This is a genomic window from Neobacillus drentensis, from assembly GCF_021560175.1.
Taxonomy (GTDB): Bacteria; Bacillota; Bacilli; order Bacillales; family Cytobacillaceae; genus Neobacillus; species Neobacillus drentensis_A.
This window is the reverse complement of sequence record NZ_CP091110.1, coordinates 5165514-5180192: the sequence shown is the minus strand read 5'-3', so window position 1 is coordinate 5180192 and position 14679 is coordinate 5165514. Positions and strand designations below refer to the sequence as shown.

Below are 14679 nucleotides of genomic sequence, written 5' to 3'. Positions count from 1 at the left end.
TTTATATTTATATTCTCCCATCAGGAATAAATTTTAGTTGTTCTTTAGAAGGCTCATGTAAAAGATAGGAGGCAATAAAATGGTTAATGTGTCTGTATCATCCGTATCGAAAAGAGGTGCTCAAGATTCCTTACCAAGGAATACGACTGAAAAGAAACTCTTAGAAATATGGGAATCTACATTAGATGTTAGTTCAATAGGAATTAGGGATAATTTCTTTGAATTAGGTGGCAACTCTTATTTAGCTATTCAAATGTTTTCGGAAATAGAAAAGATTTTTAATAAGAGATTACCTACCTCAATTATCCTCCAGGAAGGAACAATAGAAAATCTGGCAAGGATATTGTCATCTAATAATCAAACTGCCCTAATGTCATCATCCTTAGTTGCAATACAATCTTTTGGCTCAAAGAAGCCTCTTTTTTGTATTCATGGTGGAGGCGGTGAAGTTTTAATTTATAGACATTTAGCTATGGAATTAGGGAGTGACCAACAATTGTATGGATTAAGATATCCAAATAGTGGAAAGACAGATAAAATAACGGTTGAATCACTTGCTGAAAAATATGTAAAAGAAATAAGAAAAATACAATCAAATGGGCCATATTCACTTTTGGGTTTTTGTATTGGTGGAGCTATTGCCTATGAAATGGCTCAAAAGCTTATTGAAGCTGGAGAGGAAGTTTCGGTGTTAACCATTCTCAATTTTGCCAATCCCCATAAAATCCCTCTAATAATTCCGAAGGAAATGCCATTAAACAAAAAGATAATAAATAAGATGACAAAAATATATGCAATGTCAATGAAACAGCGTGTTTTATTCGTCAAAGAGACGTTCCAAAAAGCTTTAGGTAAATTATTTGCTCGAAATACGATAGAAAATAGCGCGATTAACGGAATGGCACAAACAAGAATGACCCTTAGGACTGCAATTAGAGGCTATAAGCCAAATCCATATCCAGGAAAGATATTATTGATTTCTGGAGTTAGATATAACGATTATGAAGAAAATCTCGGTTGGGAAACAGTTGATAATGGAAGCATTGAAGTTTACAAAATAGGAGTCGATCATGATAGGTTTTTAAAGAAGCCCAACATTCAATTTGTCGGGAAATACTTACAAAGGCATTTAGAAATGGAGAAGTAAGGAGAAAAGAACGTCAAAAATCCTTTTTTTCTTACTTAGAGTGGTTGACAAAATATTTATACTTTTGAAGTTTTAGAATTTACATTCTTGATTTAGTCTATCCTACTTATTTCTATCCCCGGGAATAAATCAAAAATAAGTAGAAATTTTTGTCCACAAGATCCAAAAAAAGGAATCTAAGTTTAAACTTAGATTCCTTTTTTTGGATCTTAGTGAGATAAAAGGCATTTGTTTTCCTGCAAGTAAATAATTACGATTAATGAAAAGTATGATTATCTGGCGTATCATGCTTCCCATCAATCTAAACTCAAACTTGATAAGTTTCCTTTGGCATGAGATTAAGCTTTACACCTACACGCCCCAGTATGATATACCAAATTTACCCACCTCTATTCGACAGGGGAAACCCTCATTGTCTCCGGTTTGTAGATATAACTATTCCCCACCATGCATCATAAATTCATGTTCTTGATGTACCTCAAGAACAGTAATTCATCGCTTTATTATGTTTCGTTTCCATCCATTGGTCTCTCAAGCTAATTCCACCTGAATGCCATGCTTAATCATATGATCATCGATTATCCAGTGCTCATTCTGCGTTCCATAGAGAAGTTTTGGTGTATAAACCTTATAAATAAGCTTGGTAGGTTGCCAGGAAAAGCTGAATTTGATCCTGAATTATCGTAAAATATTTGTTGGTCAACATACAAAAACCTGTTGTTGTAGAGGCTTTTCGACATACTCACTAAATTGTACACGATCATTAAGTCCTAATTTAAATTGTATATCAATTCTTGAGCGTATTGCCGCAAATTATTAAATGCATAAACCTTTCATAAGTCACTCTGACCCACAGAAATGATAGCCATTGGACTTTGTTCATCCATTTTAAATTTAGTTAAGAACCGTACTTCCTCATGCATTTAACGGTCAAAAAGGTGCCCCTCATCTACTACAACGACTGTTTACAAGCCCCGATAGCGTAGGTTAGTTAAATTCACTCTTATTTGTAAATGGTGTTCTATCAATATCAATAGGCATTTTTCACTATATTTAATATAATTGGGCGATTTAATTAAGCTTTATCTTTTTTTTATAATATAATGTAATGTATTTAAAATAGACTAAAAAGGAGAGGATAAAAATAGTAGAAGATTCATATGTTTATGTAAATATAAACGATTATGCTTCCTATAAATCTGGGACGAATTGGAGTCCTGCAATCACAAAGGCTATAACAGATGTAGCTAATGCAGGAGGGGGAACTATTTATTTTCCTACAGGCATATATACCCTGAGTGGTGGCATTGAAATGGTTAACAATGTTCGTTTAAAAGGTGCAGGAGTAGGACAAACAACCTTACAAATGCTGAAAGGGTCAAATAAAAATATGTTCCGTTTCCATGGAGTATCATTTACAGGAATAACGGATATGTTTCTTGACGGAAATAAATGGAATGGTAATAACACTCTAGGTTCGGGAATAGTCATTGATGGCACAGGATTTTCTAATACTGATTCAGGAGCGGTAGTTCACGGTCTTGTTATCGAAAGACTATGGATTAAAAACTTTGCCGAAAACGGTTTTTCAAGTTTATACCCTGTTTGGCAATATACCATTAGACAGGTTGATATTGAATTTTGTGATGGTCATGGAATGTATATAACATCAACCGATAATGCTTATGAATCCATCATCGTAGGGAATTGTAAAGGAAATGGCATTTATGACAAAGGTGCAAATAATCGCTATGTATCTCTAAAATCCATTTTTAATGGGAATGGTTCTATGGATTACCTAAACACCGCCGGATTCTACCTTGAAAATGCAAGTAGACAAACCTTCGTAAATGTCGAAGCCCAAGAAAACTATGCTCACGGATTTATCATTAAAAACACGAAGAATCTTAACTTTTCTGGTGTTGTAACAGATGCCAATGGGTATAAAAATCTAGCGGTGGCTGGAACACCTGTTGCAGGAGATGGGATGCAGATTATTGGTTCGACCAATATTACTATTCGCAGTTTCCAGGCAACAAACTTTAAACCACAAAAAACACAAGATCGTCCATTGTATATTGATGGAACAAGCAGCAATATTTTCATCGATTATCAAACAGACAACAACTGTGCAAGGGATTTACAAATATCATCCGACCTAAATATCAATATCCAAAGAAATATGGATGCTTTGATGAATCGTTTTAAATATGGAAATGAAACATTGAACAACTTTATTCTAAACGGTCAATGGACAGGTGGCCTTACAAGCTGGAATATGGTAGCAATCACCACACCAACTATTTCTAACGGTGTTGCGACATTTACTGCAAGCGCAAACTATTCAAGGTTCAGCCAAACAGTCACCTTAGCAAACGGAAGAAATTATTTCATTAGTGCCAAAGTGCAAACAACATCGACTAGTGTAAGTCTTGGTGTATTAAAGAATTCTTCTCCTTATCCTGTTTATGGTAAAGTTAGTGCGACTGCAAGGGGTTCGGGTACATGGGAAACGTTATCAAACTTTTTTAGGATGACCGATACAACAGGTTCGTATGAACTACAAATAAACGATGGGAGGAGTAGTGGTTGGGACGCAATTTCTGTCAAAGAGTTCATAATTATTGATATAACAAACGTTTTCGTAAATACAAGTTTTCCAATAGCTACCAATTCTGCATTGGCACTTAACGACATTATAGATGCTAATGGAGGATGGTTCCAAGGAATAAAGAATTTTGGACTTTCCTTTGTGATAAGTGGAATATCTAATGCAGAACCAACTACAGGAACATATAAAGTTGCCCAACAAGTCATTAATGCTACACCAGTTGCAGGTGGTTTCTTAGGTTGGGTTTGCATAACAGCAGGTACAGCTAATAATAATTCATGGGCTAACGGAAAGACTTACGCTGTTGACACACTTGTATCCTCAGGTACAAACGTATACAAATGTACGAAGGGTGGTACGTCTGGTCCAAATGCACCAACTGGAACAGGCACTAGTATATCAGACGGAGGGTGTACTTGGAGGTATGTGTCGGCAAAAGCAGTATTTAAACCATTCGGGGCAATAGGTATGTAATCCTACTAAAAACAAGTCATTTTCTCCGTTTATTTAAAACTAAGAAAATTAGAATAAAAAAATTGTCGATAAAAATAATTATTTTAAACTAAATGTTTAAAGTATAATTAAAATATGGTATAAATGTACTATGTTTATACATTTTTTTGACAGCAAGTTCGTTTTAATGAACACTATTGTTCTATTTAGAAAAATGTGTCGGATTAAAAAAATTTTTTGGTATCATAGATTTGTTAAATCTATATCTTACAGAAAGCTATAAATATAATTTTTATCTAAATACTTGGGTTATATAGAATAGAAACAAGCTAAGATATCATATCAAAAACTTTTCTAGAAAGGGTAAATATTTCAAAAAATCTTGACTCCAATATGCATAAAACATAAGAAAACCAGATTATTTTATAACTGAGAATTGTATTTTGGTGTTAAAAAACATTTGGAATTTAATAAATCCCATTGTCCAACTTCCTATTTCATCTATCAATTTTACCTATCTAAGAAAAATATAATTGCAAAAGTATGGTTTTCAATTCATAAAAAATTAATCAGAATTTTTAAGAAATTAAGAGGAGGACTATTAACATGTGTGGAATTTGTGGATTTATTACAAAAGACCCTTATAACCTTAATATTTTAGAAAAGATGAACAATACACTGGTACATAGAGGACCAGATGATAATGGTTCGGAAATCTTCAAAAAAGATGATTTTTACTTTGGATTGGCGCAAAGTAGATTATCGATTTTGGACTTATCAGAGATGGGCCATCAACCAATGCATTCAAATGATTCAAATGTCTCCATCGTATTTAATGGGGAAATTTATAACTTTATTGAATTACGAGAGGAACTTATTGCTATTGGATATCGGTTTCGTTCAAACACGGATACAGAAGTTATTATATCTGCATACCAAGAGTGGGGAACAGATTGCTTTAATAGGTTGAATGGAATGTTTGCCATTGCAATATACGATAAAAGTAAAAATGAACTTATATTGGCAAGAGACAGAATTGGTAAAAAACCACTCTATTATTATCATAAATTAGGACATTTTGTATTTGCCTCGGAGCTTAAGGCAATCATGAAATATCCAGAATTTGTAAAAGAGATTAGAAAAGATGTAATATCAGGTTACCTTTATCATCAATATATTTCCGCACCAAATACAATTTTTAAGGATACTTTTAAATTAGAGCCAGGCACTTTTTTGGTATATAAAAATAACAATATAAATATACAAAAATACTGGGACATAATAGATAAATATATGGATTTAAATAATAAATTAATAACCGACTACAAACAAGCAAAATTTGAGTTAAATAATTTAATGATAGATAGTGTTAGTAAAAGAATGATATCAGATGTTCCTTTAGGATCTTTCTTAAGCGGAGGTATTGATTCTAGTTTAGTTACTGCTATAGCGCAAAGCGTAAGTGGAAAACCTATTAAGACCTATTCAATAGGATTTGAGGACCCTGAATATGATGAGTCAATCTTTGCAAATGAGATTGCAAATTATTTAGGAACGCAACATACCGTAATGCAAATAAATACAGATGATATGGTTAATCTTGTTGAAAGCATCCCTGAATACTATGACGAGCCGTTTGCAGATGCTTCACAAATTCCTACGATGTTAGTTTCCCAACTTGCTAGGAGAGATGTAACAGTTGCGCTTTCCGGAGATGGCGGTGATGAACTATTTTGCGGTTATAATATTTATGATAAATTACCTTTAGCACAAAAAATAGATAGATATGGGGGCTTTTTACACTATTTGTTAGAAGAAACTAAAATGAAAAAATTTAATTTAAATGATAAATTTCCATCCTCAGCTAGAGCAGTTGTACTAAACCGTGAGGAAAGAACGAAAACCCAATTATTATATCATACCCTTGATGATCTTCCTACTAAATTAGTTAGAGATAAAAGTTGCAAAGTTCTGTTTTACGCTGAGGATAAATTCCCGCTGGATAATTGGCAAATGCGTCGAATGCTCCTTGATATGCAGACTTATTTACCAGAAGACATTTTAACGAAGGTGGATAGAGCGTCAATGAAATATTCTCTCGAAGCGAGATGTCCAATAATAGATTATCGGATAATTGAGTTCTCATTTCAACTTCCACATGAATTTAAATATTATAAGGGATGTAAGAAACGCATTTTAAAGGATTTAGCGTTTGATTACATTCCTAGCAGATTATTAGATCGTCCAAAAAGAGGTTTTGGAGTACCAATTGATACATGGCTTAAAACTTCATTAAGTTACAACCTTAAAAAGTTTTCTGAGAGAACGACTATTATGAAACAGGGAATTTTTGATTATGAATTACTTTCAGAGCTTATAAATAAACTTTATGAAAATAAAAGTACTGATTTAGAAAATAGGGTTATCTGGAGCTTTTATGTATTTCAATTATGGTACAGTAAGTATATAGAATCCATTTTATAAATGAAGGAAATTATAAAGTAAGAAAATTAGGGTATTAGGGTTATTCGAATATAAATGTAAGGCCACAGGGATATACTCGTGGCCCTTTTTAGTCCATAGGTGAATGATTACAGTAACTATATAATGAAGAATTAAGGTTAAGTTATTGCCAAAGTATACATAATGTCTAATAGATAGGTGTCCAGACTAGGAACTTTTACTTAACGGAAAGTCATTAGATTGTATCTTTGATCTCTCAATAAATTTAATATTTTTTAGGACTTTTTATCCGTTTATTTTGAGGATTATATCACTGGTTTTACACCAATGCATTTTAACTTTGGACTAGTGCTTCATTTATTTATATAAGTAATAAAAGCCAGTTCAGCCTTTGTCATTAGCAGATTCCTAATAAAGTTACTTTGACCAAAAACAATCTCTTTATCATCTTTGAATCCAGACTCTGATATATTATTATCGATAAAAGGCAATAAAATTGTTAAATTTCTCAAAAAGTCATATTATTAGATTTTTTATCAAGGAAAAATAATCAAAGTAATTTACAAAATCCTACATATTCTTTATAATGAACATATATTGTTCTTTATTAGGAACTAATACCTAGAAAAGAAGGGAATTCATGATATATCCATTAATTGAAGAAAGAGATCAAATACACATAGTGAAAGACTCATTCTGTTGTGTATGTGGGCTGGAATTTAATTTGGAGAGAAAAATTAAAAGGAAAACCCTGAGAAAAATTAAATTTATTGAATTAGATCATGTAACCTGTGAAAAATGTATTTTAAAACTTCTTAACTATTAATCAGGAATTTACAAAATTTGTCGAAAGTTTTGGAAATTTTTTCATTTAGGTTTAAAGTAGACTATAGTACTATTAGTATAGTTATTTAAATATTTAATACTTTAAAACTCTAACACTTTAATACTATACAAGATAAAGGCAAACCATTCGAAAGAATGGGACGCAAAGCTCCAGGTCTAAGGTTTTTAACTAGGATGGCTGAGTTACCTAAAATAGTAACATTTTTAGGAGGGTAAATTGTGTCCGTATTAGTTACTGCTGAAAAAGAACTAGATAGTGAATGGGTAGACCTAATTAACGAAGCTAAAAATCTAGGACTTTCCATTGATGAAATTAGGGAATTTATATCAAATCCTAAGTAATAATTCCTTTGAAAAGTTTTAAAAGCAGATTATAGAGTTCAATTTACTGAACAATTCATAAGGGGTACTATGTGGTAACTTTACATAATATTCACAATATGCAATAGAAACTCTACCGCTACCTATAGTATTTTTTTTAGGAGAAATATTAATAAATGCCCAACAACACAAAAAAACAGCTTAACCAATTGTTAAACAATTAGTTAGCTGTTTTTTAAAATGTAAATTAATAATTTAAAAACTTCACACAAACCCCATAAGGCACCGTAATATCAGAAGTAATCAACGTCAAGCGGCCAGAAACCTCGTCTCTAATATACAACACCGCATTGCCAGACTCCTGATTAACAGCCACAACAAACTTCCCGCTCGGATCAATCTCAAAATCCCGTGGCCAATCCCCTTCAGTAGAAGTATGCTCCACAAACGTAAGCTCACCAGAACCTGGATCGACACTAAACACCGCAATACTGTTATGCCCGCGATTGCCCGCATAAACATAACGTCCATCCGCAGAAATATGAATCGCACTACCTTGATTATTTTCCTTAAAATCTTCAGGCAGCGTAGAAATATATTGAACCTCACTAAAACGTCCATTTTCAGGATTGTAATTTAATGCAATTACCTCAGAGCTGAACTCAGTCATAACATAAGCCATATCCCGATTTGGATGAAAAACAAGATGTCTTGGACCACTGCCAGCTTTTAATGGCAAAAGATGTGCCTTGGTAAGAGTCCCATCCTCTTCAACAGCATATGTAATCAGCGCATCAATCCCTAACTCACATACTGCAAGAAACTTCCCATCAGGCGTCAATTCGGAAAAATGGGAATGAGGCTTTTCCTGTCTTGGGTCAGGGCCAGAGCCTTCATGCTCTCTAATCGATGCATACGGTAACACCGAGCCATCTTCTTGATTAATCAAATGCGACTGAACCAACCCTTGATGATAGTTAGCCCCAAATACCATTCGGTTTTTGCTGTCTACACTCACATAACAAGGTGGTGCGCCTTCTAATAGTTGGCTGTTAATCGCTGATAGGCTGCCTGCTTCACCGATGGAAAAAGCTGCAATACCGCCAGTATTCCCTTCTTTAACAACCGAGTAAAGGTAGCGATTATCCTTACTGATGGCAAGGTATGTAGGATTTCCAAGTTCTGCAGCCACTTGAACATCTACTATTTTCCCTTCGTTTGTGTCTAAAGTAAAAGAATAAATTCCTTTACTATCCCCTTTTGTATAGGTTCCGATATAACCCTTGAATTTTGTTTCAGCCATATTTATTCTCCTTGCATAGATAAAATTTATTTTCTCTATTATAATATCCTATTTTTACTAAAAACTAAAAATAAAGCTCTGCCCGAAAATAGGCAGAGTTTATGGCAGTTAAATGATGTAAGGATTTGCTTCGATTGCTTCTGCTTTTTCAACGGCTTCTTCCAATGATAAACCATAGAATTTTTTTGCATGGAAGAAACGACCGCTTTTTTGATCATCAACAAATGCTCCAACGACCACACCTGGTACCGCATCTTCGACTGAATTAGGAGCATTGGGACCTCCCAGGTCTGTTCTGCACCAGTTTGGATCGGTAATATTAATCATGACATTTGTTCCTTCTAATTTAGATGCTAAATCCTTAGTGAATTTATCTAATGCTGCTTTACTTGCTGCATATGCTGCTTGTTCCGGCTCATTTTTAATGCCGCTTGTGGTATTGATCACACGGCCAAATCCTCGTTCAATCATTTTAGGAATTAAACGGTAGCAAATGGTTGTAATGGAGATAAAATTAATTCGGAAACTCATTTCAAAATCATCAAGAGGAGTTTTCCAATAATCCTTTCGATAAGCAATTTGTACGGCAGCATTATTAAATACGATATCTACAGGAATTTCTTTTGATTCAATCTCGTCTAGCATAGCAACGACTTCTTCATGGTTAGCTAACTCAGCCGCTACACAAATTGTTTCAACTCCAAGTGCAGATACTTCTTCTTGTACTTTCTCCGTATGTTCTAAACTTCTGCTATGAAGGATGAGATTGCACCCCTGCTTTGCCATAAATAGTGCTGTCTGATATCCAACACCCCTGCTGGCACCTGTAATAAGTGCCCATCTCCCTTTAACATCAACCAATCGAAATCCTCTCCTTTTCTATTAATCTATTAGTTTAAAAAATAAACTTATCGTTGAGGTAAATTATATTACAAATAAAGTGCATATTAAAGTAATATGGATAAATACTTGATATAGATAGAAAATAAGCTGAAAAGAAATATTCACTAAAAAATGTTTAGGTTTTTTTGAATAAATGTCTAGACATTTATAACAAAATGATTATAATAGAGTTTGTAAGCGGTTGTTGAAAACGCTTTTGGAAAACGCTTAAACCAAAAAACTTTAAGGAGTTTGATAATAATGAAAAGAATCTTATTAGCTTGTAGTGCAGGAATGTCAACTAGCCTTTTGGTAACAAAAATGGAACAGCATGTTGCTTCTATTAATGGAGATGCGAAAATTTGGGCGGTTGGACAAGACCAAGCGAGAAAAGAAATGGCTAATGCAGATGTGGTATTAATTGGACCGCAAATGAGCTTTTTAAAAGGTGACTTACAAAAAGAAGCAAATAAATATGGTATTAAAGTAGATGTAATTGACATGATGGCTTATGGATTAGCTGATGGTAAAAAAGCTTATGAGCAAGCTGTTAAGTTAATGGGGGAATAATTCAATGGAAAATATCGATTTAGACACATTAACTGCCGAGCAAATAAATTTTATGCTTATTCTGCATAGTGGCAACGCTAGAAGCAAAATCATTCAAGCCCTTCGTGAATACCGCGAGGGGAACGTGGAAGAATCAGACAATCTGCTCGTTCAAGCGGAAGAAGACTTAAAAGCATCACACGAAATTCATTTTAAGATGATACAAAAGGAAGCTTCTGGTGAGAAAGTGGAGTTCGCCTTACTTTTAATGCACGCCGAGGACCATCTCATGTCTACCTTGACAATGAAAGAGCTTGTTAGAGAGCTGTTGGACATCTTTAAACAGAAAAATTTATAAAAAGAGGAGGTAAGTCCTTTGTTTGAAAAACTAAGTCAATATCTCGTTCCTATAGCGGGGAGATTAAATAACAATCGTTATTTAACTGTTTTACGAGACGCCTTTATGTTATCTTTTCCTTTAACTATTTTCGGTTCCATCTTTGTTGTGTTAACCAATTTACCATTTTTAAATAAGTTGATGAGTGAAGCTGCGATCAACAATTTTCGCGATATGTTCGGAATTGCATCCTCTTCAACAATGGGAATTATGTCTGTATTTGTTGTTTTTGGTATTGGTTATTATCTATCAAGAAGTTACGATGTGGAAGCCATATTTGGTGGGGCAATAGCACTAGTTTCCTTTTTAATTTTAACACCATTTGTGCTGCAACCTGAGCATGGACAAGCGATTACAGGTGTTATACCTATTGACCGGCTTGGAGCTAAAGGTATGTTCCTTGGAATGATTACAGCATTTATTTCAGCAGAAATTTACCGTACTATTGTTCAAAAAAATATTACCATTAAGATGCCTCCGGGTGTTCCACCAGCAGTAGCAAAATCATTCGCGGCACTTATTCCAGCAATTATAACGTTAACTGTATTTTTGGCAATTAATATTCTTGTAACACAAATATTTAAAACTAATATGCATGATGTAATCTATAAAGCTATTCAAGCACCACTTGTAGGTTTGGGAAGTGGCATCATTCCTACGTTAATTGCTATTTTCTTTATTCAGATCTTATGGTTCTTTGGCTTACATGGCCAAATCATCATCAACTCTGTAATGGACCCAATTTGGAATACATTACAAATAGAAAACCTAAATGCTTACACAGCAGGACAGCCGATTCCACATATCATTTCCAAACCGTTTATGGAAATCTACACGGTTGGTATGGGTGGAACAGGAATGACTCTTGCAGTAGTTTTAACGATTCTGTTCTTTTTAAAGAGCAAACAAATGAAACAGGTTGGTAAGCTTGCAATCGGACCTGGCATTTTCAATGTTAACGAACCAGTTATCTTTGGTTTACCAATTGTAATGAATCCATTAATTGTTGTTCCTTGGGTCCTTTCGCCAATGATTGTTACATTAGTATCCTATTTTTCCATGAAAACAGGACTTGTTCCACCGCCAACTGGTGTCACGGTTCCTTGGACTGTTCCAATTTTCATTAATGGTATTATGGCAACCAACTCTCTTGCTGGTGGATTGTTACAGCTTGTTAACTTGGCAATCGTATTTGTGATTTGGTTCCCATTCCTAAAAATAATTGATCGTGTCAACGTAAAGAAAGAACAAGAAGATTCAAACAACAACGCAGCATAATTCTTAAGAATCGATATCAAAGTAAAGGGCAGGTGCTGAACGGAGGATGCAAGTTCATATTGCAGGGCCGTCCTCTTCTGCCCTTTCACATTTAGTAGACTATTGAAAAGGAGAATAACAGCTTATGGCTAACATAAATGAAATTCAATTCCGCTTTCCAGAAGGTTTTTGGTGGGGTTCTGCAGCATCCGCAACCCAAACGGAAGGTGCAGCAGACGTGGATGGTAAAGGGAAGAACATTTGGGATCATTGGTATGAAATAGAGCCGAATCGATTTTTTGATGGAATAGGACCGGAAAAGACATCCCAATTCTATTACAAATATAAAGAAGATATTAGATTAATGAAGGAAATTGGCCATAACTCATTCCGCATGTCCATTTCCTGGTCAAGGTTAATTCCGAATGGTGCAGGGGAAGTCAATCAAAAGGCAGTCGAGTTTTATAATAATGTTATTAATGACCTGATTGAAAATGGTGTTGAACCTTTTGTCGGTTTATTTCATTTCGATATGCCGATGGAATTGCAAAAAATAGGCGGATGGGTAAACAGAGAAGTAGTCGATGCCTATGAAGTGTATGCCAGAACTTGTTTTGAATTGTTTGGAGACCGTGTGAAAAAATGGTTTACACACAATGAACCGATTGTTCCGGTCGAAGGTGGTTACCTATATGACTTCCACTATCCAAATGAAGTGGACTTCGGAAAAGCTGTTCAAGTTGGCTATCATACTATTTTAGCTAGTGCAAAGGCTATTAAGGCGTATAGACTATTAAACCAAGATGGGAAGATTGGGATTGTTTTAAATCTAACGCCTTCATATCCAAGAAGTCAGAACCCGGCTGACGTAAAAGCTTCTGTGCTTTGTGATGCCTTCTTTAATCGCTCATTCTTAGATCCTTCAGTAAAAGGTGAATTCCCAGCTGAGCTTGTACAAATTTTAAAAGAAGAAGGTTATATGCCTGTAGTCAATGAGGGAGATATGGATATTATTAAAAATAATACCGTTGATATCTTAGGTGTTAACTATTATCAGCCAAGGCGCGTCAAGGCAAAGGAAAATCTTCCAAATCCAGAGGCACCATTTATGCCTGAGCGTTACTTTGATTATTACGTAATGCCTGGACGCAAAATGAATCCACATCGCGGTTGGGAGATTTATGAAAAAGGTGTATACGACATCTTAACGAACCTAAAAGAAAACTACGGTAATATTGAATGCTTTATTTCTGAAAATGGTATGGGTGTAGAAGGCGAAGAAAAATTCCGTGATGAAAATGGAATGATTCAAGATGACTATCGGATTGAATTTATCCAGGAGCATTTAAAATGGGTTTACAAAGCGATTCAAGAAGGTGCAAATGTGAAAGGCTATCATCTATGGACGTTTATGGACAACTGGTCGTGGACGAATGCTTTTAAAAACCGCTATGGGTTTGTGTCTGTAAACTTGAATAAAGATGGAGAACGAACAATTAAAAAGAGTGGCCAATGGTTTAAAACGGTATCAGAACATAACGGTTTCTAATAATGCATTTTTAGCAGGAACTATTAAAGCTGACCAAAAACCTGACTATTTATCTGAAAATAAATCTAAAAAAAGATGGTCGAGTTTGACCATCTTTCTTTAAAAAGTGTAAGCGGTATAAAAAAATATAATATAATTAAACAGTGTATCTTTTTAATTGGGTGGTTGTGGTATGAATAAGTATGAATCTATATCTTCAGAAATTAGACAAAGGATTAAGGGCAGGCAATATCCCATCGATCAGCCCATTCCTGACGAGATTTCTTTAGCAAAAGAATTTGGCTGCAGTAGAATGACTATGAAAAGGGCACTTGATCTATTGGTTGTGGAAGGCTTGCTTTATCGAAAAAGAGGGCATGGGACCTTTATTGTACAATCTGCTATAAATAAAAGTCGAGTACATGTTACTACAAATGAATCTCTGGGGTTATCGAATCTTTTAAAGGATAAGCAAGTTACTAGTAAGGTGATAAAATTTGAGGTTCAATTTCCAACCGAGGATATTGCCGTTCACCTTGCAATCGATCCGAAAACTCCAGTATATTTTTTGATTCGTCTAAGATTGGTTGATGGGGAACCATATGTTATGGAAAAAACATACATGCCAACCACGCTTATACCGGGAATTAACGATGAGATTCTGCATGGTTCTGTCTATAAGTATATCCAGAAGGATTTGGGGTTAACGATGGCAGGTTCTCATCGGATTATCCGAGCTTGCAAAGCGGATCAGTTAGACCAAGAGCATTTGGAATGCATGCCAGGTGATCCCATTCTAGAAGTTGAGCATGTTGGTTTCTTGAATAATGGAATCCCTTTTGAGTATTCATTCTCACGCCATCGCTATGATAAATTTGAAATAACAACGGTTAATCCTATTCGATGATATGGGGGAAATGTT

The 14679-nt window shown here is 34.7% G+C and carries 11 protein-coding genes and 1 riboswitch; of the genes, 9 read left to right on the top strand and 2 right to left on the bottom strand.

From position 1 onward, the window contains the following. Positions 1-79 precede the first annotated feature (79 nt). The 4 genes from L1999_RS24610 (at position 80) to L1999_RS24595 (ending at position 7862) form a co-directional block, all read left to right on the top strand. Positions 80-1147, top strand: a complete 1068-nt coding sequence (locus tag L1999_RS24610) for a thioesterase domain-containing protein (protein ID WP_235740925.1) — start codon at positions 80-82, stop codon at positions 1145-1147. 1138 nt (positions 1148-2285) lie between these two features. Beyond that, on the top strand, positions 2286-4232 hold the full coding sequence (locus L1999_RS24605) for a glycosyl hydrolase family 28-related protein (RefSeq protein WP_345790909.1): 1947 nt from the start codon (positions 2286-2288) through the stop codon (positions 4230-4232). 585 nt (positions 4233-4817) lie between these two features. Next, positions 4818-6695, top strand: coding sequence for an asparagine synthase (glutamine-hydrolyzing) (asnB, locus tag L1999_RS24600; protein WP_235740924.1), 1878 nt, complete (start codon positions 4818-4820; stop codon positions 6693-6695). Between the two features lie 932 nt (positions 6696-7627). Beyond that, a riboswitch (cyclic di-GMP riboswitch) is annotated at positions 7628-7711 on the top strand. Positions 7712-7739: 28 nt separating this feature from the next. Further along, the gene (locus L1999_RS24595; RefSeq protein WP_235740923.1) at positions 7740-7862 is read left to right on the top strand and encodes an anti-repressor SinI family protein; all 123 of its coding nucleotides are present in this window, start codon (positions 7740-7742) and stop codon (positions 7860-7862) included. 226 nt (positions 7863-8088) lie between these two features. Here the strand turns inward: L1999_RS24595 and L1999_RS24590 are convergent, their stop codons facing one another. Then, positions 8089-9144 (bottom strand): lactonase family protein, encoded by a 1056-nt coding sequence (locus tag L1999_RS24590; RefSeq protein WP_235740922.1) that lies wholly within the window; start codon positions 9142-9144, stop codon positions 8089-8091. 108 nt (positions 9145-9252) lie between these two features. After that, positions 9253-10005 (bottom strand): SDR family NAD(P)-dependent oxidoreductase, encoded by a 753-nt coding sequence (locus L1999_RS24585; protein WP_235740921.1) that lies wholly within the window; start codon positions 10003-10005, stop codon positions 9253-9255. Positions 10006-10287: 282 nt separating this feature from the next. On the opposite strand from L1999_RS24585, the gene L1999_RS24580 reads away from it, so the two are divergent. From L1999_RS24580 to L1999_RS24560, 5 genes are all read left to right on the top strand, one after another. Further along, a complete protein-coding gene (locus L1999_RS24580; RefSeq protein WP_235740920.1) occupies positions 10288-10596 on the top strand; it encodes a PTS sugar transporter subunit IIB in 309 nt (102 codons plus the stop codon). A gap of 4 nt (positions 10597-10600) precedes the next feature. Continuing rightward, positions 10601-10933, top strand: coding sequence for a PTS sugar transporter subunit IIA (locus tag L1999_RS24575; protein WP_235740919.1), 333 nt, complete (start codon positions 10601-10603; stop codon positions 10931-10933). A gap of 18 nt (positions 10934-10951) precedes the next feature. Next, positions 10952-12250 carry a PTS cellobiose transporter subunit IIC gene (gene celB / locus L1999_RS24570; protein WP_235740918.1) on the top strand — a complete coding sequence of 433 codons (1299 nt, stop codon included), beginning with the start codon at positions 10952-10954 and terminating at the stop codon, positions 12248-12250. Positions 12251-12374: 124 nt separating this feature from the next. Beyond that, on the top strand, positions 12375-13778 hold the full coding sequence (locus L1999_RS24565; RefSeq protein WP_235740917.1) for a glycoside hydrolase family 1 protein: 1404 nt from the start codon (positions 12375-12377) through the stop codon (positions 13776-13778). Between the two features lie 172 nt (positions 13779-13950). Next, the gene (locus L1999_RS24560; protein ID WP_235740916.1) at positions 13951-14664 is read left to right on the top strand and encodes a GntR family transcriptional regulator; all 714 of its coding nucleotides are present in this window, start codon (positions 13951-13953) and stop codon (positions 14662-14664) included. The last annotated feature ends 15 nt before the right edge of the window (positions 14665-14679 follow it).

What these genes read in the sequence shown, in the direction of transcription:
- L1999_RS24610 (WP_235740925.1), top strand. Translation starts at nt 80, where the DNA reads ATGGTTAATGTGTCTGTATCATCCGTATCGAAAAGAGGTGCTCAAGAT.
- L1999_RS24575 (WP_235740919.1), top strand. Translation starts at nt 10,601, where the DNA reads ATGGAAAATATCGATTTAGACACATTAACTGCCGAGCAAATAAATTTT.
- L1999_RS24590 (WP_235740922.1), bottom strand. Translation starts at nt 9,144, where the DNA reads ATGGCTGAAACAAAATTCAAGGGTTATATCGGAACCTATACAAAAGGG.
- asnB (WP_235740924.1), top strand. Translation starts at nt 4,818, where the DNA reads ATGTGTGGAATTTGTGGATTTATTACAAAAGACCCTTATAACCTTAAT.
- L1999_RS24580 (WP_235740920.1), top strand. Translation starts at nt 10,288, where the DNA reads ATGAAAAGAATCTTATTAGCTTGTAGTGCAGGAATGTCAACTAGCCTT.
- L1999_RS24560 (WP_235740916.1), top strand. Translation starts at nt 13,951, where the DNA reads ATGAATAAGTATGAATCTATATCTTCAGAAATTAGACAAAGGATTAAG.
- L1999_RS24565 (WP_235740917.1), top strand. Translation starts at nt 12,375, where the DNA reads ATGGCTAACATAAATGAAATTCAATTCCGCTTTCCAGAAGGTTTTTGG.